This is a genomic window from Paenibacillus tritici (assembly GCF_018207515.1).
Taxonomy (GTDB): Bacteria; Bacillota; Bacilli; order Paenibacillales; family Paenibacillaceae; genus Paenibacillus_AQ; species Paenibacillus_AQ tritici.
This window is the reverse complement of record NZ_CP073365.1, coordinates 4,959,907-4,985,543: the sequence shown is the minus strand read 5'-3', so window position 1 is coordinate 4,985,543 and position 25,637 is coordinate 4,959,907. Positions and strand designations below refer to the sequence as shown.

At 51.3% G+C, this 25,637-nt stretch carries 25 protein-coding genes; 17 read left to right on the top strand and 8 right to left on the bottom strand.

Going from position 1 to position 25,637, the window contains the following annotated elements:
- Positions 1-4 precede the first annotated feature (4 nt).
- The 10 genes from xseA (at position 5) to spo0A (ending at position 10,557) form a co-directional block, all read left to right on the top strand.
- Positions 5-1,390, top strand: a complete 1,386-nt coding sequence (gene xseA / locus KDC22_RS21670; RefSeq protein ID WP_173129543.1) for an exodeoxyribonuclease VII large subunit — start codon at positions 5-7, stop codon at positions 1,388-1,390.
- A complete protein-coding gene (gene xseB, locus KDC22_RS21665; RefSeq protein WP_173129540.1) occupies positions 1,362-1,619 on the top strand; it encodes an exodeoxyribonuclease VII small subunit in 258 nt (85 codons plus the stop codon). Before xseA ends, xseB begins: the two co-directional genes overlap by 29 nt.
- Complete coding sequence (locus KDC22_RS21660) at positions 1,606-2,553, top strand: polyprenyl synthetase family protein (RefSeq protein WP_211720283.1); 948 nt, start codon at positions 1,606-1,608, stop codon at positions 2,551-2,553. Before xseB ends, KDC22_RS21660 begins: the two co-directional genes overlap by 14 nt.
- Before the next feature lie 94 nt (positions 2,554-2,647).
- Positions 2,648-4,561 (top strand): 1-deoxy-D-xylulose-5-phosphate synthase, encoded by a 1,914-nt coding sequence (dxs, locus tag KDC22_RS21655; protein WP_211720282.1) that lies wholly within the window; start codon positions 2,648-2,650, stop codon positions 4,559-4,561.
- Positions 4,562-4,603: 42 nt separating this feature from the next.
- Positions 4,604-5,491, top strand: coding sequence for a TlyA family RNA methyltransferase (locus KDC22_RS21650; protein WP_211720281.1), 888 nt, complete (start codon positions 4,604-4,606; stop codon positions 5,489-5,491).
- Between the two features lie 76 nt (positions 5,492-5,567).
- Positions 5,568-6,038 carry a hypothetical protein gene (locus KDC22_RS21645; RefSeq protein ID WP_246552821.1) on the top strand — a complete coding sequence of 157 codons (471 nt, stop codon included), beginning with the start codon at positions 5,568-5,570 and terminating at the stop codon, positions 6,036-6,038.
- A 26-nt stretch (positions 6,039-6,064) separates the two neighbouring features.
- Positions 6,065-6,514, top strand: a complete 450-nt coding sequence (ahrC, locus tag KDC22_RS21640) for a transcriptional regulator AhrC/ArgR (protein WP_173129525.1) — start codon at positions 6,065-6,067, stop codon at positions 6,512-6,514.
- Between the two features lie 49 nt (positions 6,515-6,563).
- Positions 6,564-8,291: a DNA repair protein RecN gene (recN, locus tag KDC22_RS21635; RefSeq protein WP_211720280.1), complete on the top strand. Its 1,728-nt coding sequence runs from the start codon at positions 6,564-6,566 to the stop codon at positions 8,289-8,291.
- A 114-nt stretch (positions 8,292-8,405) separates the two neighbouring features.
- Positions 8,406-9,539, top strand: a complete 1,134-nt coding sequence (spoIVB, locus tag KDC22_RS21630; protein WP_173129519.1) for a SpoIVB peptidase — start codon at positions 8,406-8,408, stop codon at positions 9,537-9,539.
- 199 nt (positions 9,540-9,738) lie between these two features.
- Positions 9,739-10,557, top strand: coding sequence for a sporulation transcription factor Spo0A (gene spo0A / locus KDC22_RS21625; protein WP_173129516.1), 819 nt, complete (start codon positions 9,739-9,741; stop codon positions 10,555-10,557).
- Between the two features lie 190 nt (positions 10,558-10,747).
- Here spo0A and KDC22_RS21620 read toward each other — a convergent pair whose 3' ends face one another.
- Together KDC22_RS21620 and KDC22_RS21615 are read right to left on the bottom strand one after the other, a co-directional pair.
- Positions 10,748-11,131, bottom strand: a complete 384-nt coding sequence (locus KDC22_RS21620; protein WP_211720279.1) for a hypothetical protein — start codon at positions 11,129-11,131, stop codon at positions 10,748-10,750.
- A 444-nt stretch (positions 11,132-11,575) separates the two neighbouring features.
- Positions 11,576-11,947: a hypothetical protein gene (locus KDC22_RS21615; RefSeq protein ID WP_173129509.1), complete on the bottom strand. Its 372-nt coding sequence runs from the start codon at positions 11,945-11,947 to the stop codon at positions 11,576-11,578.
- Between the two features lie 271 nt (positions 11,948-12,218).
- Between KDC22_RS21615 and KDC22_RS21610 the strand changes: the two genes are divergently transcribed.
- Both KDC22_RS21610 and KDC22_RS21605 read left to right on the top strand, forming a co-directional pair.
- Positions 12,219-12,878 (top strand): helix-turn-helix domain-containing protein, encoded by a 660-nt coding sequence (locus KDC22_RS21610; protein ID WP_211720278.1) that lies wholly within the window; start codon positions 12,219-12,221, stop codon positions 12,876-12,878.
- A 119-nt stretch (positions 12,879-12,997) separates the two neighbouring features.
- Positions 12,998-13,306 (top strand): hypothetical protein, encoded by a 309-nt coding sequence (locus KDC22_RS21605; RefSeq protein WP_173129503.1) that lies wholly within the window; start codon positions 12,998-13,000, stop codon positions 13,304-13,306.
- A 76-nt stretch (positions 13,307-13,382) separates the two neighbouring features.
- Here the strand turns inward: KDC22_RS21605 and KDC22_RS21600 are convergent, their stop codons facing one another.
- The 5 genes from KDC22_RS21600 to KDC22_RS21580 form a co-directional block, all read right to left on the bottom strand.
- The gene (locus KDC22_RS21600; protein WP_211720277.1) at positions 13,383-14,180 is read right to left on the bottom strand and encodes an SDR family oxidoreductase; all 798 of its coding nucleotides are present in this window, start codon (positions 14,178-14,180) and stop codon (positions 13,383-13,385) included.
- 8 nt (positions 14,181-14,188) lie between these two features.
- Positions 14,189-16,816, bottom strand: a complete 2,628-nt coding sequence (locus tag KDC22_RS21595) for a bifunctional 2',3'-cyclic-nucleotide 2'-phosphodiesterase/3'-nucleotidase (protein ID WP_425516959.1) — start codon at positions 16,814-16,816, stop codon at positions 14,189-14,191.
- Positions 16,817-17,014: 198 nt separating this feature from the next.
- Complete coding sequence (locus tag KDC22_RS21590) at positions 17,015-17,194, bottom strand: sporulation histidine kinase inhibitor Sda (protein WP_173129495.1); 180 nt, start codon at positions 17,192-17,194, stop codon at positions 17,015-17,017.
- 398 nt (positions 17,195-17,592) lie between these two features.
- The gene (locus KDC22_RS21585; protein ID WP_211720275.1) at positions 17,593-17,922 is read right to left on the bottom strand and encodes a LytTR family DNA-binding domain-containing protein; all 330 of its coding nucleotides are present in this window, start codon (positions 17,920-17,922) and stop codon (positions 17,593-17,595) included.
- Positions 17,923-18,053: 131 nt separating this feature from the next.
- A complete protein-coding gene (locus KDC22_RS21580; protein ID WP_211720274.1) occupies positions 18,054-18,593 on the bottom strand; it encodes an accessory gene regulator ArgB-like protein in 540 nt (179 codons plus the stop codon).
- A 777-nt stretch (positions 18,594-19,370) separates the two neighbouring features.
- Here KDC22_RS21580 and KDC22_RS21575 point away from each other — a divergent pair.
- Both KDC22_RS21575 and KDC22_RS21570 read left to right on the top strand, forming a co-directional pair.
- Positions 19,371-19,889: a DinB family protein gene (locus KDC22_RS21575; RefSeq protein WP_211720273.1), complete on the top strand. Its 519-nt coding sequence runs from the start codon at positions 19,371-19,373 to the stop codon at positions 19,887-19,889.
- Positions 19,890-19,918: 29 nt separating this feature from the next.
- Positions 19,919-20,176, top strand: a complete 258-nt coding sequence (locus KDC22_RS21570; RefSeq protein WP_211720272.1) for a hypothetical protein — start codon at positions 19,919-19,921, stop codon at positions 20,174-20,176.
- 115 nt (positions 20,177-20,291) lie between these two features.
- Here KDC22_RS21570 and KDC22_RS21565 read toward each other — a convergent pair whose 3' ends face one another.
- The gene (locus KDC22_RS21565) at positions 20,292-20,861 is read right to left on the bottom strand and encodes a thymidine kinase (protein ID WP_173129472.1); all 570 of its coding nucleotides are present in this window, start codon (positions 20,859-20,861) and stop codon (positions 20,292-20,294) included.
- A 184-nt stretch (positions 20,862-21,045) separates the two neighbouring features.
- On the opposite strand from KDC22_RS21565, the gene KDC22_RS21560 reads away from it, so the two are divergent.
- Genes KDC22_RS21560 through KDC22_RS21550 form a run of 3 tightly spaced genes read left to right on the top strand, consistent with a single transcriptional unit; the run spans position 21,046 to position 24,919 of the window.
- Positions 21,046-21,255 (top strand): hypothetical protein, encoded by a 210-nt coding sequence (locus KDC22_RS21560; protein ID WP_211720271.1) that lies wholly within the window; start codon positions 21,046-21,048, stop codon positions 21,253-21,255.
- 18 nt (positions 21,256-21,273) lie between these two features.
- The gene (locus KDC22_RS21555; RefSeq protein ID WP_211720270.1) at positions 21,274-23,091 is read left to right on the top strand and encodes an ABC transporter ATP-binding protein; all 1,818 of its coding nucleotides are present in this window, start codon (positions 21,274-21,276) and stop codon (positions 23,089-23,091) included.
- Positions 23,072-24,919 (top strand): ABC transporter ATP-binding protein, encoded by a 1,848-nt coding sequence (locus tag KDC22_RS21550; RefSeq protein WP_211720269.1) that lies wholly within the window; start codon positions 23,072-23,074, stop codon positions 24,917-24,919. The genes KDC22_RS21555 and KDC22_RS21550 overlap by 20 nt, the downstream gene beginning before the upstream one ends.
- Positions 24,920-25,637: the final 718 nt, after the last annotated feature.

Sequence of the window (25,637 nt, the reverse complement as noted above, 5' to 3'; positions counted from 1 at the left end):
ACTTATGGCGGCAGAGCGGCAGATCTACTCCATCAAGGAGCTTAACAAGTATATCCGTATGAAGCTGGATTCCGATTCTCTGCTGTCCGATGTATGGATTCGCGGTGAAATCTCGAATTTCACCCATCACGGAAGCGGGCATATGTATTTCACGCTGAAGGATGAGAGCAGCCGGATCAAATCCATCATGTTCGCCTCGCATAACTCACGGCTGCCGTTTGTGCCGAAGGAAGGCACCAAGGTGATTGCCAGAGGGAATGTGACGGTATATGAACGGGACGGGCAGTACCAGTTCTATGCGACACACATGCAGCCTGACGGAATCGGCAGCCTATATCTGGCTTACGAGCAGCTCAAGAGCAAGCTGGAGAAGGAAGGCCTGTTCGCAGCGGAGCGCAAGCGTCCGCTGCCGCGTTACCCGCGTGTGATCGGTGTGGTTACCTCACCGACAGGAGCGGCTGTGCGGGATATCATCATCACCCTGCAGCGCCGCTATCCGCAGGTGGCGGTTGTTCTCTACCCTGTTCTCGTACAGGGTAAGGGGGCAGGCCCGTCCATTGTGCAGGCCATAGAGAACCTGAACGCCATGGGCGAAGCCGATGTGCTGATCGTCGGGCGCGGCGGCGGATCCCTGGAGGAGCTGTGGGCCTTCAATGAAGAGGCCGTCGCCCGGGCCATTGCGGCATCGGGGATTCCGGTGATCTCGGCCGTCGGGCACGAGACCGACTTCACGATCGCCGATTTCGCTGCCGATCTCCGGGCAGCAACCCCCACGGCAGCAGCGGAGCTTGCCGTGCCGAGCGCAGCCGAGCTGGCCGGGCAGCTGCGCATTGCCCGGCAGCGGCTGCGCCAAGCGCTGCTGCGCCGCTCGCAGCGCGGCGGCGAACGCCTCGCGGCGCTGCAGCGCTCGCTGGCGCTGGCCGGCCCCCGCCGGCAGCTGGCCCAGCACGCGCAGCGGCTGGACATGCTGCGCGCGGCCCTGCTCCGCGCCGCCGAAGCCAGGCACAGCCGCGCACAGGGGCGCAGCGCGCTGCTGCACCAGAGCCTGCAGCGCTTCCATCCGCTTAGCAGCGTCAGCGCTGCCCGCCGGCGCACGGACAGCCTCACCCGTGAGCTGGCCGGGGCCATGCAGGCGCGCCTTGCCGATAAGCGCGCGCGTTACGGGGCTGAGCTGCGCCATCTGGATGCGCTCAGCCCGCTCAAGGTCATGTCACGGGGCTACAGTCTCGTCTATGACGAGAAGGAACAGCATTTAATCAAATCGCTGAAGGAAGTAGAGCTTGGCGATGTGGTCAACATAAAGCTTAATGACGGACAGCTGAACTGCCATGTATGGGGAATGAAGGAGGATGTTAGAGACGATGACGAAGGAAGCGGAACTGGATTTTGAAGGAGCCATGGAGCGCCTGGAGGGTATCGTGCGTGAGCTTGAGCATGGCGACGTTCCCCTGGAGAAGGCGATTGATTTATTCCAGCAGGGAATGAAGCTCTCGCAGCTCTGCGGCAGCAAGCTGGAGCAAGTGGAGCGCAAGATTGAGATGATCACATCGGAGGATGGCGAGCTGCGCAAGAAGCCGTTCGGTGCCCGGCTGGAAGGCGATGGCGATGAGTCGTTCTGAGTTTCTGCCCTCAGGCAGCCCGGCAGAGGCACAGGCGCGTGAACCGCTGAAGCAGTACATTGCCGAAGTGTGCGACTGGGTGGCGGAGGCGCTGAGCGCAATCGTCCCAGCGGAATGGATCGTGCCTAAGGTGCTCCGGGAGGCGATGGACTACTCGCTGCAGGCAGGCGGCAAACGCCTGCGTCCGCTGCTGGTCATCGCCGCCTGTGAAGCCCTGGGCGGCAGCCGTGAAGCTGCACTGCCCGTAGCGGCAGCGATTGAGATGGTGCACACCTACTCCCTGATTCATGATGATCTGCCAGCCATGGATAATGATGACTACCGGCGCGGCAAGCTTACGAATCATAAAGTCTACGGAGAAGCTGCGGCGATCCTGGCCGGAGATGCCCTGCTGACACATGCCTTTTACAGTGTCGTGCAGTCTTCCCGCAAGCATGGCGTTCCAGCGGAGAATGTGCTGTCCATCGTGGAGGATCTGGCCGAGATGGCCGGTCCGCGCGGAATGGTCGGCGGGCAGGTTGCGGATATGGAAGGCGAGCAGGGATTAACCGACCTGCATCAGCTTCAGTATATCCATCTGCACAAAACCGGCGATCTGATGATCTTCTCGCTGCTCGCGGGAGGCAGAATTGCCGGTGCGGACGAAGGTCAGCTGGAGGCGCTGCGCCGGTTCGGGACTCAGATTGGTCTGGCTTTTCAGATCCAGGATGATATTCTTGACCTGGTTGGCGATGAGAGCAAGCTGGGCAAAAAAACCGGCAGCGATGTCAAGCAGCAGAAGGTGACCTATCCTTACTTCATCGGCCTGGAGGCCTCACGTGAAGAGGTGAAGCAGCTGACGGCTGCGGCGCATAATGCGGTTCTTGAGGGCGGGTTCCAGGACCCTTCCCGGCTGCTTGAGATTGCTGATTATCTGATGTCACGCGATCATTAGAGGAATTTCGGGAACGGCTGTGTTTCGACAGCCGTTTCGTTTGTGTTATAATGGGGTTTATATTTTACAACATCTAGGAAAGCGGGGAATACTCGTGCTGCTTCCACAAATAAATGATCCTCAGCAACTTAAATCTCTATCAGTCGGGGAACTGGCTGCACTTGCGGAGGAGATCCGCCAGTTTCTGATCGAGAAGCTGTCTGTAACAGGGGGGCATCTCGGATCTAACCTCGGGGTAGTGGAGCTCACGCTTGCCCTGCATTACTGTTATGACAGTCCCCGGGATAAGATGATATATGATGTCGGTCATCAGGCTTATGTGCACAAGATACTGACAGGCCGCCAAGATCGGTTTGATACACTTCGCAAGCAGGGCGGACTATGCGGCTTCGTGAAGCGTACGGAGAGCGAGCATGATGTCTGGGAAGCCGGACACAGCAGTACTTCTCTGTCGGCAGCAATGGGTATGGCGATGGCCCGTGACTTGAAGGGTGAAGACAATAAGGTAATTGCCGTGATCGGCGATGGCGCGCTTACCGGCGGTATGGCCTTCGAAGCGCTGAACCATATCGGCCATGAGCGCCGCAAGCTCATGGTGATTTTGAATGATAATGAGATGTCGATCGCGCCGAATGTAGGAGCCATGCATAACTATCTAAGCAAGATCCGTTCCGACCGCCATTATCTGCGGGCCAAGGACGAGGTCGAAGGTCTATTGAAGAAAATTCCGGCCATTGGCGGTCGTCTGGCGAAGACTGCGCAGAATGTGAAGGACGGTCTGAAGAACATGCTGGTACCCGGTGTTCTGTTTGAAGAACTCGGATTTACCTATCTGGGACCCGTGGACGGTCATGATCTGGAGAAGATGATCGACACCTTCCATCAGGCGGATAATGTATCAGGGCCTGTGCTGGTTCATGTGCTGACGACGAAGGGCAAGGGCTACAAACCGGCTGAAACTGACTTCTATAAATCACATGCGATCTCGCCCTACAAAATTGAATCAAGCCAGTCCCTTAAGGCCGTGGAGGCGGTCAGCCACCCGATGTATACCGAAGTTTTCGGGGAAACGCTGATTGAGCTCGGACGGCAGGATCAAAGACTGATTGCGGTCACACCGGCGATGCCGGGCGGATCGGGACTGTTCCCGTTCGCCAAGGAGTTCCCGGGCCGTATGATTGATGTCGGGATTGCCGAGCAGCATGCCGCCACCTTGTGTGCGGCGCTGGCCATGGAGGGAATGAAGCCGGTCTTTGCCGTCTATTCCACCTTCATGCAGCGGGCGTATGATCAGATTGTTCATGATATCTGCCGTCATAATGCCAATGTTATGTTTGCCATTGACCGTGCGGGCTTCGTGGGCGCTGACGGGGAGACCCATCAGGGCGTCTACGATATCGCCTTCATGCGTCACATTCCCAACCTGGTGCTGATGATGCCGAAGGACGAGAATGAGCTGCGCCACATGATGAAGACGGCGCTGGATTATGATGATGGACCAATCGCTTTCCGCTATCCGCGGATTAACGGCACAGGCGTGGCGCTGGATGCAGAGCTTCACAGTCTGCCTATTGGCACCTGGGAGCGGCTGCGCGCCGGTGATGATTATGCGGTGCTTGCCTGCGGGCCGATGGTTCAGGTGGCTGAAGAGGCTGCTGAGCTGCTGAAGCGTGAAGGCATTCAGGTCGGTGTAGTGAATGCCCGCTTCCTGAAGCCGCTGGATAACTCCATGCTGCTGGATCTCGCACATGCCGGAACCAGCATGGTGGTGCTGGAAGAAGCCAGCCAGGCGGGCAGTCTGGGCAGTGCAGTGCTGGAATTCTATGCGGAGCACGAAATTTATGATGCCCGTGTCCACCTGATGGGGATACCGGATATATTTGTCGAACATGGCTCGATCAAAGAGCAGCGCCAGGAGACAGGGCTGACCGTTGAAGCGTTGTGCGGGCGAATCAAGGCGATGAAGGCACTCAGCACTTATACTTATAAGTCAACTTCCACCTCCTGACAACAGTGGTGGAAGCCGGACTGCAGTGATCGGGAGATGAACATGGAACACCCTAAGGAAAGAATAGATGTACTGTTAGTGGAACAAGGGTTCTACGACAGCCGGGAGAAGGCCAAAGCGGCCATAATGGCCGGCCTTGTCCTGGCGAATGAAGAACGGATCGAGAAGCCGGGAATGAAGGTGCTGCGCAGCTCTGTCCTGAGAGTCAAGGGAGCGGTGCATCCCTATGTCAGCCGGGGCGGCCTGAAGCTGGAGAAGGCTCTGCGGCAGTTCGGCATTGTACTGAACGGGCGGATTATGCTGGATATCGGCTCCTCCACAGGCGGCTTCACCGACTGTGCGCTCCAGAATGGTGCGAGCCATGTGTATGCGATTGATGTGGGCCAGAATCAGCTGGACTGGAGCCTGCGAAGTGATGAGCGCGTAACTGTCATGGAGCAGACCAACTTCCGTTACATGACCCCGCCTGATCTCAAGGGGCCTGTGCCTGACTTTGCCAGTATTGATGTGTCGTTCATCTCGCTGAAGATTATTCTGCCGCCGCTTAAGGCGCTGCTGAACCGCCCCGCCGACATCGCTGCGCTGATCAAGCCGCAGTTCGAAGCCGGCCGCGAGAAGGTGGGCAAGTCGGGAGTGGTGCGCGAATCGGCTGTTCACAGAGAAGTGCTTGTCAACGTGCTCTCTATGGCGGCTGACCTGGGCTACAGACTGGAAGGGCTGACCTTCTCCCCGATTACCGGAGGGGAAGGGAATATCGAATTTCTGGCACACTGGAAGCTGCTGCCTGAAGCTGCGGAGGATACTTCCGTGGAGCAGCCTTCTGCGGCTGAAGCACAGCCGAATAATTTCGCCGCGCTTGCCGATTCCGTTATTAAGGAAGCGAATGCAACCTTTAGCGCTGCGAACCAGGGAAACTCATCCAAACGATGAGTTTCTTTTGCTGCAAGAATAAGAATTTGCAGGATTTCACCCGCCCTCACGCGAATAATTCACCGAGGTGATGGGAGTGGCGAGCTCGGACAAGGCCGTAGTGGCACTTATGGGACTGGCGGCGGCAATCTTTATCATTTACAGAATCTACATCTGGCTGCAAGGATCTCCGCAGTCCTTCCTGAAGGACCGGGTGCCGATCAACAAGGTGATCCAGCGCCATCCGTGCATCGGTCTGCTGGAGGATGCCGGTTATGAGGTGGTCGGCGGCAAGCTGAAGATCCCGCTGTCTTTTCAGGTGAATGGCGCACCGATGTACAGCAGGCTGTTTATTGATTATGTAGCCCTCAAGAATGAGGAGCACTACTATCTGGTGATCCTGTCGCGTCCCCGCAAGGAGCTTGAATTCACCGGCAGCGGCCTGCGCGACACCTTGCTTCCTTATCTGCTGATTTATCCGGATTGCAGCGGTGTATTGTATGTGGATACGGTGAATTCCAACATTCATGTGATCAATTTCGGTAAGGACGACGGGGAATCCAGCTAAGCACAATATAAATACAGGAGGCAACAATGAAGGGACACAGGCACATCAAAATAAGAGAAATTATATCGCAAATGGAAATCGAAACCCAGGATGATCTGGTGGAAGCTCTGCGCGAAGCCGGATTTCAAGTCACCCAGGCTACCGTATCCCGCGATATCAAGGAACTGCTGCTCATTAAAGTGCCTATGGATGACGGGCGTTACAAATATTCTCTGCCTACGGACCAGCGTTACAACCCGACCCAGAAGCTAAAGCGGGTGCTGGTGGACAACTTTGTACAGATCGACTATTCCGCGAATCTCGTCGTGATGAAGTGCCTTCCGGGAACGGCGAATTCCGTGGCTGCACTGATTGATAATATCGACTGGCCGCAAATTATGGGCACCATCTCCGGAGACGATACGATCCTGATTATCTGCCGCCAGCCGGAAGACAGTAAGAACGTCATTGCACAAATTATGGGCTATATATCGTAAGACTGATTATGGAGAGATAGGCGATCATCTTTTCGGGGGTGCTGTAATCGTGTTAGAAACATTGTCTATACGCAATCTGGCCGTTGTTGAGGCGGTGGATGTGCACTTTCATCCGGGGTTCCATGTCCTTACAGGGGAGACCGGTGCAGGGAAGTCAATCATCATTGATGCGCTTGCGCTCATTGCCGGAGGCCGCGGTTCAGCGGACTCTATCCGGTATGGGTGTGACAAGGCGGAAATGGAAGCGCTCTTCAGTCTGCCGGGAGGTCATCCGGTCTGGGATACGCTGGAGCGGCTTGGCATCGGAGCAGAACGCGAAGAGCATCTGGTGATCCGCCGGGAGATTACCTCCCAGGGCAAAAGCACCTCGCGGGTGAACGGCCAAATGGTCAACCTGAGCATGCTGCGTGAAATCGGCGAGCTGCTGGTCAATATCCACGGACAGCATGAGCATCAGAATCTGCTGAAGGCAGAACGTCACCTGGGATTGCTGGATACCTATGGAGAAGCTGTGATTGGTCCGCTCAAAGCGGATTATCAGGAGAAATATACGGCCTTTGCCAAAGTGGAAAAAGAACTCCGGGAACTTCAGGAAACCAGCCAAAAAGCGTATCAGATGCTGGATTTGTACCGTTTTCAGCTTGAGGAAATTTCTGCTGCGGGACTAAAACCGGGAGAAGATGAATTACTTGCCGAAGAACGGGTAAAACTATCCCACAGTGAGAAAATGATGGATTCAGTATCCGGCGCATACGAGCTGTTGTATGACAGGCAAGGGCTGGAGTCCATTGGAAGTGTCATTTCCAAGCTGGAGGATGCAATCCGGTATGACGAGAAGGGCTTAAGGGCAGTTTTCGAGCAATTGCAATCATCTTATTACCAGCTGGAGGATGTAGCGTTTCAACTGCGTGACTACAGGGAAGAGATCGAATTCAATCCGGCCCGGCTGGAGGACATTGAGAACCGTCTGGATCTGATCACCGGACTGCGGCGTAAATACGGGGACAGCGTGGAGCAGATTCTGGAATATTATGAGCAGATTCAGCGGGAGACCGATCTTCTGGAGAATAAGGATGAATACATTGAGAAATTAACGGCCAAACGCGATGGCCTGCTCAGCACCTTAATGAAAGCGGCCCGGGTCCTAAGCGCAGCGCGGCGGCAGTGTGCGACGGAGCTCGCTTCCCAGGTGGAGAGTGAGCTGAAGGATCTGCAGATGGAGCGGACCTCGCTTCAGGTCAAGATGGATACGCTCGAGGACCCGCGCGGGATGGAGTATGAAGGGCGGCGTTACCGTCTGACCCGGCAGGGGATCGACAGCGCTGAGTTCATGATCTCCCCGAATCCGGGCGAGCCTTTGCGTCCGTTGGGCAAAATCGCTTCCGGCGGTGAGCTGTCACGGATCATGCTGGCGATGAAAAGTATTTTTGCCCGGCATGATGCCATTCCTGTTCTGATCTTCGACGAAGTGGATACCGGGGTCAGCGGGCGTGCAGCCCAGTCCATCGCAGATAAATTGTTCAAGCTATCCTTCACTTGCCAGGTGTTCTCCATTACCCACCTGCCGCAGGTGGCCTGTATGGCAGATCATCAATACCTGATTGTCAAAAAAGTCGAAGACGGACGCACGATGACCGAAGTGGACTCCCTCTCGGCGGAAGGCCGGGTGATGGAGCTGGCCCGGATGCTGGGTGGTGTGGAAATTACCGAAAAAACATTGCATCACGCACAGGAGATGCTGGGTCTGGCCGAGGCCAGCAAGGCAGCTGTAAGCTAAGCGGGACAATGATTGACAGTAATAAAAGCCTGGGGGCAAGGTTATCTTATAGGTACGCAATTGGCGACCACCTTTTTCGTCAAGCGAAAGAAGCAAAAGGGAGCGTGACAGCCATTGAAGCCTAACCTCAGGAAGTTTTTGCCCGGCCTTTTATTTGCCTTCTTTCTCAGCTTATCAGGCATAACGGGGCCCGCGCAGATCCAGGCAGCACCACTTGAACATCAGCCGCTTAAGGCGGTACAGGGGACCGGGAGTGAGCTTAAGGTCATCCCCGGAGGCCAGACCATTGGCGTGAAGGTGAAGTCAGCAGGCGTGCTGGTTGTAGGGCATCATCTGATTGAAGTATCGGAGCAGTCCAAGACTTCACCCGGTGAGAACAGCGGCCTTATGCCGGGGGATCTGATGATCTCCATTAACGGAGTGAAGCTGGACGAGGTATCCAAGGTCGCGAAGCTGGTAGAGCATGCAGGTAAAAGCAATAATTCCCTAAGCATTGTGTACAAACGCGGCGGCAAAGAGCATACAGCTCAGCTTAAGCCCGCCTATGACCGCACGGACAAGGTGTGGCGGCTTGGCCTCTACATCCGTGATTCCGCGGCAGGTGTTGGGACACTCACTTTCTATGCTCCGAAGCAAGGCGTGTACGGGGCACTTGGACATGTTATAACCGACATGAACACAGGAACCCCAATCGTTGTGGGCAGCGGGCATATCGTGCAGTCCAGTGTCACCTCCATCTCCAAAAGCCAGGACGGTGATCCGGGCGAGAAACGGGCCCATTTTCTGAAGGAAAGCCAGGTGCTCGGCAATGTAGAGAGCAACACCGATTTCGGCATCTTCGGCAAAATGACCCGCAATCCCGAGCACAGCCTGTATCAGGAACCGATTCCGGTAGCCATGAGCACTGAAGTGAAGGAAGGCCCGGCGCAGATTCTTACGGTAGTCGATGGTCAGCAGGTCGAACGCTTCAATGTAGAGATTATCCATGTAGCCCGTCAGCAGACTCCTGCGACCAAAGGAATGGTGCTGCGCATCACTGACTCCCGTCTGCTTGATAAGACCGGAGGGATTGTCCAGGGGATGAGCGGCAGCCCGATTGTCCAGAACGGCCGGCTGATCGGTGCGGTAACTCACGTATTCGTCAATGATCCGAAGTCGGGTTATGGCTGCTTCATTGAATGGATGCTGAGGGATTCCGGTGTAGTTCAACAAGATCAGGAGCCTCAATACAATCTTAAGGCGGTTTAGCCTTAAGATTTTTTTGTCGAAGAGCGCCGATTAACATCGAATCGTGAAACAAAATATTTAATTATAAATCAACGTCCAAAAAAAATAAAGAAAAATAATTTTCGACAGAAGGATATTCAATCCAGATGTCGAAACTTATAGGGAGAGAAGATGATCATTATTTTCTGAATAGCAGATATAAATGAGGAGGAAGCAGCCAGTGCAGAATATTGAAATATTGTTGGCCGATGATAACAGGGAGTTCACGAACTTGCTTGCCGAGTACATTACCGAACAAGAAGATATGACCGTGACAGGCATCGCCTATAATGGGGAAGAAGTGCTTCAGATGCTTAGCGGAGCGCGCAAAATTCCCGATGTCCTTATTCTAGATATCATTATGCCACATCTGGACGGCCTTGGCGTTCTGGAACGCCTGCGTGATATGGATCTGAACCCTCAACCCAAGATCATTATGCTGACCGCCTTCGGACAGGAGAACATTACCCAACGGGCCGTTCAGCTTGGAGCTTCTTATTATATTCTGAAACCGTTTGATATGGAGGTTCTGGCGAACCGTGTGCGTCAGCTTGTGGGCACACAGGGCAGCATGAGCACTTCTGCAAGCATGTCCGGCTATTCTTCTTCCAGATCTTCCAGTAATGTGGTTCCGCTGTCCAAAGGCAAGAATCTGGATGCCAACATCACCTCGATCATTCATGAAATCGGCGTACCTGCCCATATCAAAGGATACCAGTACCTGCGTGAAGCCATCACCATGGTCTATAATAACATTGAGATCCTTGGAGCCATTACCAAGACGCTATATCCTGCCATTGCCGAGAAATTCAAGACAACGCCTTCCCGTGTAGAGCGGGCCATCCGTCATGCGATTGAAGTCGCCTGGACGCGCGGCAACATCGACAGCATCTCCCTCCTGTTCGGCTATACCATTAATATCTCCAAATCCAAGCCAACTAACTCGGAATTTATTGCCATGGTAGCCGACAAGCTGCGGATTGAGCATAAGGTGTCTTGAAAGGGTTAGGATAAGGATAAGTGAAGGGTTTAATGGGGGATTTCGATATTTGAGGTAATGCAAGAATACCGATAAATGTTTTTTACCATGACCTATATATGCCGCTATTTATTGGGTTTCCAAAAATCCAATAAAAGGCGGTTTTTTATTGGCAAGTTATGAGCAAACATTAAAATTGTACTGCGGACAATTAGTCCATACGATGATTGATTACAGAGATTAGAGAGTATACGGCGAGAGAAAAAATCAAAAAGAATACGATTCCTTCTTTAACAATAAAATAAACGATTCCAATTATAATTAGCCCTATGACATTAAAAAAGAAGAGTCTCTTAAACAAAGAACTCTTAGTACTTTTTTTAACAGCAAAGCCAACTAAGCTAATTACAAGATGCATTACGTATAATATTAGAAAGAAATACACGAATATAACTGCTCCACCAGGACCACTTACGTATGGTGCTTCAGTCACTAATTGATTATCTACATTCACAATTAAAAAACTATACAATAAACTTAGTACTAAGGAAACACCCCAAAGATTTAATACCAACTCTTTTTTCATTTTGTCCATGGTTCTGACTCCTAGAAGATGTTATTTATTATATAATAAAAGAAAAAATGCTAAAATTTTAAATTTTGAATATGAAAAAGGCGACGCAAGCATAGCTGGCACCATCCAGTTATTAATACCAATCAATCCCTTACACTCCTACCTCTTGGAGAGCCAGTTTCAGGTTTGGTATGCTAACATAGGTCCCATTCGTGAGTGGCTTTTTTCAAAAAACACCTGGGTCATTACATGTGGAATCTATAGCAGCTTGTTATCGGATTGGCTGTTCCCGAAAATCAGGAAATGTAATTTATGATTCAGAAAAGGAATTTTAATTATAACAAATGAGCCCCTGAGACATCCTCTTAGGGGCTTAGTTGTATGCAATGATATTAACTTTTTCAATTAATTCCTGCTCCAGCTCCATACAAATTCGCGTATGTCTCAATTACCCTGTTCTATCTCTCAATTAACCGCCTGGTTGCCCAGGCTGTTCAGGTAAGCATCGGCTTCTTCGTAGGTAGGGTAATGAACGGCGAATTTGCCGAACAATCGCTTCATTTGCATTTTCCATACCGGGGAGTCTGCGACGTATACCCAGCCGCCAACCCCTGCCTCAATAGCGCGGTCACCGGTGGGGGCGAGCAGAGCGGCTACTTCAGGCGAGAGTACTGTCGGGGAACCCGTTACATCGGTTACTCCGGTGAATCCTGGCTTCAGCTTCTGCAGCGCGTTCTCGAAATCGGATATGTATGCAGGTACGTCACTTTCTGTAAGTCCATAAGCTCTAACGATCACCTGGTTTTTGGCAACATTGACTTCCATTGTGTAAGACATGAACATTCCTCCAGTTGTGGTTTTATGTTTACATTAGTTTTTATCGGATAAGAATGGGACGTATTTGAGAGAATAAGGAAATCAGAACAAACCTGTTCTCAATTATGGAAATTACATCCATACAATTAGAGCGGGGTGCCAGCGCATATATTGTACTTAAGGGGCCATCCCGGGGATTTAATGATTCTCGTCCAAAGAATTTACACAAACAATTGTTATTATGAAACACAAATTGTTGTCTTGTGTTATGATATAGGTAGAGGTGGCTCTTATGAACGATTTCGATAATTACCCCGATGAGCTGGGGAATTTCATCCGGCACTTCCGCAAAGCCCGAGGATTAACCCTAAGGGGGCTTGAAGAGAAGAGCGGCATCAGCTATTCACAGCTCAGTAAGATTGAACGGGGGGAGAGTATTCCGCTGAAGGATAACCTCGATAAGATCATTGAGGCACTTGGTGGGGATCTTAAGAACCGGATGTATCATCTGGCAGATTATATGCCTGATATTGAATACATCAAAACGCTCAAGCAGGGATATAAGCTGCCACAGCATAATCAGTCCCAGGATTACATTTACGAAACGGCGTTCAACAAGCTGAAGGAATTCCGGGCGAAGGAAGACAAAGAAACGTCATACGTTTCCTTTGATTCTGACGAAGTTATCGTTTATGAAACGGAATATGGGGCAGGAATGGTAATAGAGAAGATCGAGAAATACAACCTGACCGATGTGCTGAACGATAAGTTCGAAGGAAGTCTGGACAGCTTGCGCCGACAGCCTCGTCAGGGCCGCCAAGCGTACTTATTCGGAGAATGGCTGCGTGAAGGCATTTATGAGCTGAAGGAAGAGGAACAGGATCTGGTTATTCAGTCCTTGAAGGAATTCACCCAGTTCAAAGTTCAGCAGATCAAGGGCGTATATAAGTAAAGAAGGGCCTGGCTTAGCTAGCTTCAAAAATGAATAATGTTGCCCTTTCTTGCAGCCATCTATTCATCTTGATCCATAAACAAACTACAAATGGTTAGACAGAAAAGGGGATACGAAACATGAGAATCAATATGAAGTTTACCAGCAAAGGAAAAGCTGCAATCGAGAATTTTAATAACGATGAGCTGCTGGAGATTTTTGCAAGATACATCAAGACGCTCAGCAAAAAATACGATATTGAAGTGGATGTACCGCTTGAAGTGAACCAGAATATCGTTGGCGACGGAACCGTTATCGCCTTGGCCCAGAACGTGAAATGCGATGCAGAGACCTTCTTCAAGGAGCTGGGACGCGATATCAAGGTCCCCCTCAAGAAGCGGCTCGGCGGTAAGCTGGAGAATGTCTTCAAGACAGAAATTATCGAATAGACCGTATATCCCAAAAAGCCATCCCCACACTGATGCGGAGGATGGCTTTTTGGCGTCCGATACGGCTGCTGTTTGGTTAAAAACCGCCTCTGGAGTGAATGATCTGACCGGTAATCCACCCGGAATCATCGCTGGCGAGAAAAGTGATCAGGCGTGCTGCATCTTCAGGAATACCGATCCGGCCCATTGGGAATTGGGGCAGCAGCGCTTGCTTGACCTCATCAGACATCCAGCCGGAGTCGGTGGGTCCGGGATCCACAGCATTTACGGTGATGCCAAGCGGTGCCAGCTCTGCGGCCAGAGATTCGGTGAAAACAGAGATGGCGCCTTTGGTAGCAGCATAAGCAAGGTTTCCGGGCATCGGCCCCTTCCCCTGACCTGAAGTCAGGTTAATAATTCGTCCGCCGAACGTGCCGGGGGAGGAAGAGGAAGTGTGTTCTGCCTCGAATCTGCGGGCGAATTCTGCGGATAACATGAATGTTCCCCGGATATTCACCGCACAGTGTGCGTCGATGAGCGCCTCGTTCAATTGTCTGAAATCTGCATCGACGCTATACGCGGCATTGTTGACGAGTATGGTCGGAGAACCCAACGCTTGGCTGGCTTCGTCCAGCAGTAAGGAGCCTGAACCCGGCATGGCAAGATCCAGCTTCATATGTCCAGCCTGTACACCGAATTGGCGCAGCTCCTTAGCGAAAAGCTCAGGCCAGCTTTCATCGACATCACTTGGATTATTGCTTTGATCATAGTCATACAGATGGGTGAAAAATAGGCTGGCTCCTTCAGCGGCCAATGCCCGGCAGATGGCCGCCCCGATTCCGCCGGGACGGCTCGCCCCTGTGACTACAGCGATTTTTCCTTGTAATCTGTTCATTGAAATGTTTACTTTACAGAAGCAGATAACAGATTGGAGATTACTTTGGCCGCTTCAGCCCGGGTAGCAGTCGCCTTAGGGGCAAAGCTGCCATCTGTGCGTCCGGCAATAATCTTCTTATCGGCAGCGACGGCTACAGCGGTGGTCGCCCAGGCGCTGATGGAGGCAGAATCGCTGAAGTGGAGCGCTGCACCTGCGGTTAATATTTTGCCAGCGCGCAGATCAAGCCCCTGCTTCACCATAACGGCCATCTGTTCACGGGTAATGGACTGATTGGGAGCGAAGGTATTGGCGGTTACACCGCTAACCAGCTTGTTCTCATGCGCTGCAGCAACGGCCCCCGCATACCACGCAGACGCTGGTACATCCGTGAAGGCTGATGAGACATTGACCTTCAGCTTCAGGGCTTTGGTCAGCAGACTGGCGAATTCTGCGCGGGTGACCAGACCGTTCGGATCAAAGGTATCGGCAGTTTTGCCGGAGATGATCTTGTCTTCAGCCAGCTTGTTGATGTAACCTGCCGCCCAGTGCGTCACAGGAACATCTGTGAATACAGGAATTGCCGGCTGTTCAGCAGGCGGATCAGTCACGGGAACCTCAGGGGTTACCGATTTGCTTACATCAAGGGAGAAGATGCCGAAGCCTTTGTCATCCATTTGGCCGGTATAGGCAATATTATCTGTTGTCTTGGCATAGACTTCCGCCTTAGGCGATGAAGTGAAGGTAACCTTCACATTACCCGGGACCGGAGCAATCGACCAGTTGTTGTCAGCGGACGGATTAATGGTCTTGCTCGCCGTAATGTAATCCATCAGAATCTGGCGGTTCTCATCCGGTGAGTCGATGATGTATTTGCTGCCTTTGACACCAGGGAAGTTCCCGCCGCCGCTTGCACGGTAGTTATTGGTGGCCATGATGAAATCCTGATTCGGATCAATCGCTTTGCCGTTGTACTGCAGGTTGATGATCCGGCTGGAGGAAGCGTCATTCACGGAGCCGTCCGGCTTGTACTTGGCTGCCTTGGTTACATCTACCTGATACGTTACACCGTCGATGATGTCGAAGTTGTAGACCGCGAAGGAGGAGTTCAGCAGCTCCTGCGCCTCTGTTCTAGACGGGTCAATCTGATTGAATTTGCCGGCAGACATCTCCAGCCATTCCTTGACGACCGAGCCCTTCACCAGAATCGCCTTCAGTGTATTGTCGTACAGATAGAGGTCACCGGCACTCTTAATGGCCAGAGGCCCTTGCGGAATGTCTGTGTACTCTTCCGGTCCGTTGCGTCCGGCCTTGAATGGAGCGCCGACCGACAGAACCGGAATACCCGCATATTGCGGCAGGTTGGCTGCGATGTATTTCTCTACATACTGTTTCTGCGCCGTGGTAACGATCTGCACCGACGGATCATCCTGCACCAGCCCGAAGTAGCTGTAGATCGGCGCGGTTGTCGTACCTATCGGACTGTTCGCATAGGCAATCGTTGCCTCATGATCGGCCTGCACGGCATCAACAATGGCCTGGTCTGCGTCTACCGTAGATTTTTTGGCCACGGCATCATAGATGGCTTTGGTGGAGGATTGTGAGGCAGCGACCTTCCACTTGCCCTCCGATTTCTCCAGAGTCAGATCAATCAGGCCCAGATTACTGCCGCCGTATCCGGCCTGGACCGCAGGGACACCGTTGATAGTTCCTTTGGCATTGTCAACGCCGGGCAGGATTTTGCCAGAGGCATCCTTGAAGAGCACATCCAGCGACTTCTCGTCGGCAGCAGGGAAGACTTTGTGCGTGTGGGAGAAGGTAATAGCATCAATACCGGCAACCTTGCTCAACGGGAAAATAGCGTCCTCTGCCTTAACGTAAGGCTGGGCATTGCCGCTGAAGCCTGAGTGAGTCATCGCAATAATCAGATCCGCACCGGCAGCACGCATCTGCGGGATGAACTTCTCTGCGGTCGCTACAATATCCTTGGTAATGACTTTGCCGTCCAGATGGCTCTTATCCCATTCTGTGATCTGCGGAGTTACCAGCCCCAGCACACCGATCTTCAGCGTTTGTACGCCGCCGGCTTCGTCTTTGTAGGATTTCGTAATAATTTTATAAGGGCTGTATTTGTTGACATCGTTATCGGGATTGCCGTCTTTGTCATCTACATACACGTTGGCGTTAACATAAGGGAAATTCGCACCTTGGATCGCTTGCTCCAGATAATCCAGACCGTAGTTGAATTCATGATTGCCAAAGGTGGCAGCGTCGTAGCCCATCAGATTCATGGCTTTGTATACAGGATGGATCTCAGAGCCCTTGATGGGACTGACAAGCGCCTTGTACGTTCCTAGCGGAGTTCCCTGAATCAGATCTCCGTTGTCCACGAGAAGCGTATTGGCGGCCTCCTGGCGGGCCTGCTTCACAAGATTGGCGGTCCGGGCCAGTCCGACTGTTAGGGCGGCGGAGCTTTTGTAATAATCATAAGACAGCAGGTTGGTGTGGATATCCGTAGTCTCCATAATCCGCAGCTTCATCGTGGAACCGGCTGGGGCTGCTGCCGCATACATTCCCCCTAAGGGCAATACAGTTAAAGTAAGTGCGAGTGAAGATAGAAACGTTTTATGCAGCAAATGCTGTAAATTATGCCTCATGCAATCTTTCATCCCTTCTGTTGTCAAAATAGGTAACAAACACAATGAATATTATAGCGGAAAGATATTGAAATTAACATAAAAATTAAACAATTCAGCATAACAAAAAGTATGTTACCCCGGCAGTACCGGGCCAACATACTAATACAAACAGGGTAGGACTGGATAGTGAATGATCAAAGGCTGGAACACTACAGGTTAAGCATCGTAATGATCTCTGTCTGATAGATTCCGTACAGTGAGGACATTCTTGATAATTTGGATAAAGTCAGGTGAAGCCTTGGCTTCCAGCGCCAATTCATAGATGTTTATTAATTGTTCGTCAGACAATAGCTCAAGTGATGAGGGGCGCGGAGAAGGATGAAAGTAAGTTTCCATTGAATTCCTCCATCATGGTTGAGAGTGTTAGGGAACGCTTGATATCTATTTAAAGGATACGAATCTATTTAAATGGTACCATCTGGAAGAAAATCCGTCTGCTGTCATTCGCCCTCTGAATTTATCTTTACATAAGTTGGATAATATGTGATAATAATTGATTTTGAGTTGGGGAGAGGGGTGAGCGCTTGGATGGACGCTCCGCGAACGGACCGTTGTTCCGGGGACAGAGGCGACCGCTGACGCTTTTACGCGGGTCGTTCCGTTCTCTCCGCTGTTTAAGCGGGGGACCATCAAATCATTTCAAAAGGTGAAATTTCTCAGAGCCAAAAAAGAGCGATCCTCCAATAACGGAGAATCGCTCTTTTTTGACACTTTAAGGACAGAAGATAAGTCCCTTATGCATCGGTTGGGCGTGTGCTCAGGTATTTCTTGATTCTGGCTTCATTGGATTCTGATACAGTAGCAAATTGTTCTCCTTGATTGAACAGAACGATCTTCCGTTCCGAATCATAACCGTCAATATTGCCAATGTTCACTACATTACTGCGGTCAAGACGTTCAAAGCCTATGCCCCCGTATGCTGCATATAAATCGGAAAGAGTGGTGGGGAGAACAAATTCGCCTTCTTTCGTATGGACGAATATTGTATTCTTATGGTTGGAGAAATACAATATATCTTCTTCCCCGATACTAAGGGAGGAACCGTCGTTTAGTAAGACACGCATGTTTTCCCCATCCTTGTGTGATTACTTGCAATTACTTGCGCAATTCTTTTGGTGCTTTCGGGCTGTGGAAGGCTGGCTTCATAATTGAAACAAAGAAACGTGCAGATCCAGCAAGAACGGCTGAGGCTTGTTTAGCAATAATTTTTTTCAATGTTGTCCCCCCTTGTCCAAGGAATTACTGTTAATGATTGGATTAAAAATGCCAATCCGATTACAGCCGATTGAAGGAAAAAATTAGAGGATATCATTACTATAGAAACCAACTTCAATATAGGATATATAGAAGCGGGAATTCTTGCATTTTGGTCCGGGTTTGGAGCAAATATAATGACAATGATCAAACTGATGGAGTTAGCAATCAAAAGAGCTGATTGCGAAAAGGTAATTAAAGAGGGCAGTAAGGTGCTTAATAAAGTAGTGACAACATTACAGGCCATAGCTGTTTTTAGATGAAAACCGCCAGAGGTGAGGCGTAGTACGCAGAAGCATAACAGAAAGGTTATACATTCTGCAAAACGGCCGAAAATAAGTCCTATGAATCCTGTACTCACTATGATTAACAGTGTGTTTAAAATAATGCCTAGTGAGTATTGCATGACTTCAACTGAATGGGTTTCCTCAGGATTTGCATTTTTGATCGCGATTGCAATTCTATTAGCTAATGAATTCATTGTGAGTTCGATCCTTTTTATATGAAAGATATAGGTAAGCATAGAGTAGAATGGCATAAATCATTGGTATGAGGAAGAAATACTGCGAATATCTTTGGGCTAGGATTAGCATTAGTATAACAATGAATACAGCAGGTGCACTCAGGATGAAAATTTTGATTTCACGAATGGCAATCTTTATTTTGACGTTTTGTTTATCAGGTACGAAATCAAATCCCTTTCTATGTTTACCAATATTGAAACCAATTATGATCGTAAGTACAACGGAAATCATTTGAAGAATATAAACACCAACGGTCAAAAATGGAAATTCTATAGAGTATAAACCAGTCAATTTCATTAAGAAATAGCAGGTTGATTGAATGAGCATATACGATAAATAGGATAATCCTGTCATAATGGCAGCATAAAAAATATGAATTCTAAACAAAAGCCATAAAAAGCAGAAGGTCAACAGATATTGAAGAGCTACATCTGTTAATATCAATTCATAATCATTACGGAGAACGTACGATACAAATGCCATAAGTACGCCAGCGAATAACATTTCTTTGGGATAAATATCAATCTTGAAAACTTTGAAAGCTAAATAAAACATTGCGTAAGTTTCCAGTATTGAAAATACCATATACAGCACGAAATCCAACATGCTTACACTCCCAAATTCCAAAGTTGCTAACTTCCTGATATTATACATAATAGGATAAAATTCAACAACAGCTTTTGACACTTTCCGGCAAATATTTCTTAAAAAATGTATTTGAGAGGAGTTTTCCCATGATCGGACGTCCAGAACAAGACGAATACAGCCAATTTCAGTCCAGATATATTTCCCTGGTCCCGCCAGAAGGTGAATTGAAAGTGATTCTAAGAGAGCAGACCCGGCAGGTACTGGCTCTGCTCGGTGGACTGAAGGAGGAGCAAGGCGCGTACCGTTATGCCCCGGAGAAGTGGAGTATCAAGGAAGTCATCGGGCATCTGACGGATAACGACCGCATTATGTCCTACCGTTTGCTGTGTTTCGCCAGGGGAGAGCAGGCGCCGCTGCCGGGGTATGAGGAGAATGATTATGCGGCTGCGGGTGAATTCGACCGCTTCACGCTGCAGGAGATGATTGCGCACTACCGGATCGTCCGGGAGTCCACCTTGGCGCTGATAGACAGTCTGACAGAGGATGCCTATACGCGCACGGGCAGCTTCGGGGCCATAGCTATGTCGGTCAGAGCCCAGATCTGTCTGATCATCGGGCATGAACTGCATCATCTGCGGATTCTTCAGGAACGTTATTTGAACTAGAGGGCTACACAGGGACAGGAGGGGAGGGCATGGCAAGCGTACTGAAAGGCATCTGGCATTTCTTCATCCCGCGGGAGCGCACATTAATATACACCACCTTTGACGAAGGACAATATTTCAGAGTCAAAAGCCGCCTCTCGGCAGCAGGCGTACCGCACCGTTCCAAGATGAACGGCGGAATGTCTGCGACCACCCAGCGCGCCGCCTTCGGTGGTAAGGCAACGGTACAGCATGAGCTGTATGTCCATAAGGAAGATGAGCACAAGGCGCTTCAAGCGATTCATTAGACTGAACAATCAAAAACGCATTCTGGCCTGATCCGGCTGGGATGCGTTTTTGTGTTTTTCTCTATAAAATGATTAAAATCCATAACAATAGGCTAAATAGGATCGGAAGGTAATTTTACAAAGGAGGGTTCTTGTGGCATTTGCGGCAGACCGGGTAATAAGCTTCATTGCCGCCAATCTGAATCTGTTTGCCGCTGTATACGGGCTTGCCGTTCTCCACCCGAAGCGCCATCGTGGCTTTCCGTGCGCAGAACCAGCAGATGGTCTTCATTTCTTCGATCTTGTCGGCGTAGATCAGCATATATTTGCTGCCCTCGAACAGGTTGTTTTGAAAATCATTTTTGAGGCCGAAGGCCATCACCGGAATCTCAAGCTCATCTACAATACGCACCAGTTGAAGGATGCAGTCTTTGCTCAGGAACTGGCACTCGTCGATCAGCACACAGTGGGGCTTCGGGAGACTGGTGCTGACGATGCTGTAAATATCCGTATTCTCGTCGATAGGGATGGCCTGCTTGCGCAGTCCGATCCGGGAGGAGATATAACCGACTTCGTCCCGGTCGTCAAGGGATGGAGTGAAGAGGAGCACCGACTTGCCCTGCTCTTCGTAATTATGTGCAACCTTGAGAATCTCAATGGATTTGCCGCTATTCATAGCTCCATACCTGAAAAACAACTGTGCCATGTCCATCTATCCTTTCGCTGTTCAGCTTGTCTAATATTCATCCGAAAAAGGCGACCTTACTAGAGTATCATATTCGGGCCTGGGGGTGCCAGTGAAAACATTGCTCCTGCCCGGGATGTGATATAATGAACCCAATTGTGTCTTCAGCAGGTGAATGATGTGAACAGAAGGGAAGTTGGTCAGGGTGACAGAGAAATTGGAGCAATACAAGGAGCGGGTGGACCTGCTTCGGGAGAAGGGGGAGCTGGTCCCGGATACGGAGATTTTGCTGGCTGAACTGCTGGCTGAGCTGACCGAGCTTGAACGGAGCAACAAGGCGCTGCGGCGGGTTATTCTGAAGTCGGGACAAGGCTCTGCCATGTCTACCCGTCTGCGGGAAGCGCTATACGAATAAACAAATGGGGTATCTTCGATGAAGCTGACATTCACTTATCTTAAAAAATACCGTGTCGCCGCCATTGCCGCGCTGGTCATGATGCTGATCGAACTGGCGGTTGAGCTGTCGCAGCCGCTGCTGATCTCCAAAATTATAGATGACGGTATCCGGCAGCAGGATACGGCTGTCGTCTGGCTGTGGGGCGGTGTGCTGGTGGGGAGCGCGGCAGTGGCTTTTCTTGCGGGAATACTCAGCTCCTTTTTTGCATCTCATACAAGTCAGGGGTTTGCGTTCGACCTGCGGGATAAGCTGTATGAGAAGGTACAATCCTTCACTTACGATGTATTCAGCCGTTTCCCGACCTCGTCGCTCATTACACGGCTGACCGGTGATGTGTCTCAATTGCAGGATACGATATTCATGGGTCTGCGGTTCATGACCCGTATTCCGCTGGTTGTGATAGGCAGCGTGGTTATGGCGCTCGTGGTGCATGTCAAGCTGGGGCTGCTGCTTACGGTAACGCTTCCGTTTCTGGTGATCTTCATGATCTGGCTGATGCGCCGGGCCTCTGAGCTGTTCCGCAATGTACAGAACCGGCTGGACGGCGTCAATGGGGTCATTCAGGAGAATCTGACCGGTATCCGGCTGATTCGTGTATTTGTGCGGATGGGCCATGAGATTGGCCGGTTTGCTGCGTTCAGCGGGGAGCTGATGAGATCGACTGTGGCTGCGCTGCGGCTGACGGAGACCTCGACACCGTTCATCATGATCATCGTGAATGCAGGGATTCTGGCAGTGTTATGGTTCGGACGCATCGAGATTTCCACAGGGGATGCGACACTGGGGCAGACGGTTGCGGTTATTAATTACTCCTTGCGCACCATGGGAGCGCTGTCAGCACTGTCCTGGATTATGGTGAGCTTCTCGCGCGCCCGGGCTTCTTCTGTGCGGATTGCTGAAGTGATGTCGGCAAGTGAAGGCCCGGGAGAGCTCGGTATGACGACCGGGAACGGAGCTACGCCAGTACAAGCTGGTCTTTCTTCACAGCATGGTCAGAGCCAGAGTGTATTCCACATGGGCTCTGACCATCAGGCGCCTGCTGTTCAAGGTAAGGTTGAATTCCAGCAGGTCAGCTTCAGTTATCCGGGCAGTGATATTAAGGTGCTGGAGGACATCTCCTTCACCGTGCAGCCGGGCGAGCGTGTAGCGATCATGGGGGCAACCGGCTCCGGCAAATCCTCTCTCGTCACGCTGATTCCCCGCTTGTATGAATGCGGCAGCGGTATGATCCGGGTGGACGGAAAAAATCACACAGAAATGGATATACAGGCACTGCGGCGCTCGATTGGCTATGTGCCGCAGGAGGTGCTGCTGTTCACCGGCTCCATCCGTGAAAATATTGCCTGGGGGAACGACCAGGCGAGTCAGGCGGACATTGAACAGGCGGCGGCAGCGGCCCAGATTCATGAGACGGTTGCAGCGCTGCTGCAGGGGTACGACACCCAGCTCGGGCAGCGCGGAGTCAACCTGTCGGGCGGGCAGAAGCAGCGCCTGACGATTGCGCGGGCGCTGGTTCGCAGACCCGCGATACTAATTCTGGATGACAGCACCAGTGCGCTGGATGCGGTGACTGAGGGGCTTTTGCTGGCGGAGCTCAAACAAATGTCCTGTACCACGTTCCTGATTACACAGAAGATCAGCTCGACCGCATCGGCAGATCTTATTCTGCTGCTGGATGAGGGCCGCCTGATTGCGCAAGGGACCCATGCCGAGCTGATGGAAGAGTCCGCGCTGTACCGCAAAATCTATCAATCGCAGACAGGGGAGGCGCAGCATGTTCAAAGCACTCATTGAGCCGTTCCGCTATCCGAAGCTGGAGGTAGGTCACGGGGAGGCCAAAGTCTTCGGGGCGATGGGCAGCCGGAAGCCGAAGGCCAAGGCTAAGAACTGGTCCGGCACACTAGGACGGATATGGCATTACCTGGCGGAGCACAGGGCCAAGCTGGTACTGGTGCTGTTCATGGTTCTGTTAAGCTCAGGCCTGTCGCTCCTCGGACCTTATCTGATCAGCCGGGCGGTGGACGATTATCTGGGCGGGGCGGGAGGCAGAACCTGGGGCATTTTCCTGCTGATACTGGCTCTGGTCTATCTGCTCAACTCACTGGTCTCCTGGCTGCAAAATGTCTGGATGATCGAAGTGGCCCAAGAGACGGTCTACCGTATGCGGACGGAGTTGTTCGCGCACCTGCACCGCCTGCCGATTTCCTTCTTCAACCGCAGGCAGCAGGGAGAAATTATGAGCCGGCTCACGAACGATATTGAGAATATCAGCTCGACGCTGAACAGCTCGGCGATTCAGATTTTCTCCAGCATCCTGACGCTGGTCGGCACCGTCGGTGTAATGCTGTGGCTCAGTCCCTTGCTGACGCTGCTGACCTTCATTGTAGTGCCGCTGATGATGCTGGGTATGCGCTGGATTACCCGGCGGACCGGTCCGCTGTTCAAGGAGCGGCAGCGCAATATGGGAGAACTGAACGGCTTCATCGAAGAAACGTTGTCCGGGCAGCGGATTATTAAGGCCTTCTCACAAGAGGAGCGGGTGATTACCGGCTTCAGGGAGCGCAATACGCGGATTATGCTGTCGGGATACTGGGCCCAAGCAATTTCGGGCTTTATCCCCAAGCTGATGAATGGCCTGAACAACCTGAGCTTTGCTATCGTTGCCGGAGTCGGGGGGCTGCTTGCGATCCGCGGGCTTGTGACGGTAGGGATTATTATCGCTTTTGCCGAATATGCGCGCCAGTTCACCCGTCCGCTGAACGATCTGGCGAATCAGTGGAATACGCTGCTGTCGGCTATCGCCGGAGCGGAGCGGGTGTTCGAGGTATTGGATGAAGAGACGGAAGCCCGGGATGAAGGCGCGGCGGTCAAGCTACAGCATGTGGAAGGAGCGGTGAAATTCTCGGGCGTGTCCTTCTCCTATGAGGGGGGCGCGGATACGCTACAGGATATTTCTTTTGAAGCGAAGCCCGGTGAGATGATTGCACTGGTTGGACCTACCGGGGCGGGTAAAACCACTCTGATCGGCCTGTTGTCCCGCTTCTACGATCCGAGCCGGGGAAGCATTACGCTGGACGGACGGGAGTTGTCCACGATTACCCGGGAAAGCCTGCGCAGCCAGATGGCCTTCGTCTTGCAGGATTCCTTTCTGTTCAAAGGCACGATCCGCGATAATATCCGCTACGGCCGACTGGATGCCACGGACGAAGAGGTCGAGGAAGCGGCGAAGCTTGCCAATGCTCATGCCTTTATCATGAGGCTACAGGACGGTTACGACCGGATGCTGTCCGTTGACGGCAGCGGCATCAGCCAGGGACAGAAGCAATTGCTGGCTATTGCCCGGGCAATTCTCGCGAATCCGTCCATGCTGGTGCTGGATGAAGCTACGAGCAGCATCGACACGGTGACCGAGATCAAGATTCAGGAAGGCCTCCAGGCGCTGATGCGGGGCCGGACCAGCTTCGTCATAGCCCACCGACTGGGCACGATCCGGGCTGCCGACCGCATACTGGTGCTTGAGGGCGGACGCCTGCTTCAGCAGGGGTCCCATGAGGAGCTGCTCCAGCAGGGCGGCCTATACAGCGAGCTGGTGCGGGGGAGTAAAGAAGCGGCTGAGGCATGAGGGAGAAGTAAGTGAGAAATAAGTGAGAAATAAGTGAGAAATAAGTGAGACATTGCTGAGGCATGTGTAAGACATGGGTGAGGCATGAGTGAGTCATAGCTGAGGCATGAGTGAGGGGAAGGGTAAGGGGAAGTGCGTAAGGCGGCAAGTGAGGTAAGTACGGAAAGTGTTGTAAGTAAGAAGAAGCGGGGTAATGCTCACACTGGTGAATACGGCGAACGGAATGCAGAAGCTGCGGCGCATGATTTATAAGGTAACTGTATTTTGTGCAATAGACATCTGATTTTTCAGCGGGAAATTGCATTCTATTGTATTTGGTACATTAGATTTTGATGATTTAGGGTGAAAAGCGGGTTTTGCCTGAATTCTGCTGTACGAAGTGCAATAGCCTCTGAATTTTGCCTGATATTACTCTTTTCTGTTGTACATTGTGCAATTGCGCTGTTGGTAAGCTCTAATATCGTACCGCATACTGTGAATCGTATCTCGTATCTCGTATCTCGTATCTTGTAATCTCACGGATAGTTGTATTTCGTGCAGCTATAAAGCTGCGGATTACCGAATAAGCTCGGATAGATGTATTCCTTACAACTAAGATCGGGCACATTAGTCTTTATACGCTAAGTAGTGATTTATAAGTGTACGAAGTGCAGCTATACCTCTCCATGGACCGAAATCGAGCATTATAGTTGTACAAATTACACTTAGCGCTTGGGTC

Excerpts from the sequence above, each read along its gene's own strand:
- KDC22_RS21620 (WP_211720279.1), bottom strand. The coding sequence starts at position 11,131 with ATGGACAAAATGAAAAAAGAGTTGGTATTAAATCTTTGGGGTGTTTCC.
- KDC22_RS21565 (WP_173129472.1), bottom strand. The coding sequence starts at position 20,861 with ATGGCACAGTTGTTTTTCAGGTATGGAGCTATGAATAGCGGCAAATCC.
- KDC22_RS21595 (WP_425516959.1), bottom strand. The coding sequence starts at position 16,816 with ATGAGGCATAATTTACAGCATTTGCTGCATAAAACGTTTCTATCTTCA.
- ahrC (WP_173129525.1), top strand. The coding sequence starts at position 6,065 with ATGAAGGGACACAGGCACATCAAAATAAGAGAAATTATATCGCAAATG.
- KDC22_RS21570 (WP_211720272.1), top strand. The coding sequence starts at position 19,919 with ATGGCAAGCGTACTGAAAGGCATCTGGCATTTCTTCATCCCGCGGGAG.
- KDC22_RS21660 (WP_211720283.1), top strand. The coding sequence starts at position 1,606 with ATGAGTCGTTCTGAGTTTCTGCCCTCAGGCAGCCCGGCAGAGGCACAG.
- KDC22_RS21575 (WP_211720273.1), top strand. The coding sequence starts at position 19,371 with ATGATCGGACGTCCAGAACAAGACGAATACAGCCAATTTCAGTCCAGA.
- KDC22_RS21610 (WP_211720278.1), top strand. The coding sequence starts at position 12,219 with ATGAACGATTTCGATAATTACCCCGATGAGCTGGGGAATTTCATCCGG.
- KDC22_RS21605 (WP_173129503.1), top strand. The coding sequence starts at position 12,998 with ATGAGAATCAATATGAAGTTTACCAGCAAAGGAAAAGCTGCAATCGAG.
- xseA (WP_173129543.1), top strand. The coding sequence starts at position 5 with ATGGCGGCAGAGCGGCAGATCTACTCCATCAAGGAGCTTAACAAGTAT.
- KDC22_RS21600 (WP_211720277.1), bottom strand. The coding sequence starts at position 14,180 with ATGAACAGATTACAAGGAAAAATCGCTGTAGTCACAGGGGCGAGCCGT.
- KDC22_RS21585 (WP_211720275.1), bottom strand. The coding sequence starts at position 17,922 with ATGCGTGTCTTACTAAACGACGGTTCCTCCCTTAGTATCGGGGAAGAA.
- KDC22_RS21555 (WP_211720270.1), top strand. The coding sequence starts at position 21,274 with ATGAAGCTGACATTCACTTATCTTAAAAAATACCGTGTCGCCGCCATT.
- KDC22_RS21580 (WP_211720274.1), bottom strand. The coding sequence starts at position 18,593 with ATGAATTCATTAGCTAATAGAATTGCAATCGCGATCAAAAATGCAAAT.
- KDC22_RS21650 (WP_211720281.1), top strand. The coding sequence starts at position 4,604 with ATGGAACACCCTAAGGAAAGAATAGATGTACTGTTAGTGGAACAAGGG.
- KDC22_RS21590 (WP_173129495.1), bottom strand. The coding sequence starts at position 17,194 with ATGGAAACTTACTTTCATCCTTCTCCGCGCCCCTCATCACTTGAGCTA.
- xseB (WP_173129540.1), top strand. The coding sequence starts at position 1,362 with ATGACGAAGGAAGCGGAACTGGATTTTGAAGGAGCCATGGAGCGCCTG.
- KDC22_RS21550 (WP_211720269.1), top strand. The coding sequence starts at position 23,072 with ATGTTCAAAGCACTCATTGAGCCGTTCCGCTATCCGAAGCTGGAGGTA.
- KDC22_RS21615 (WP_173129509.1), bottom strand. The coding sequence starts at position 11,947 with ATGTCTTACACAATGGAAGTCAATGTTGCCAAAAACCAGGTGATCGTT.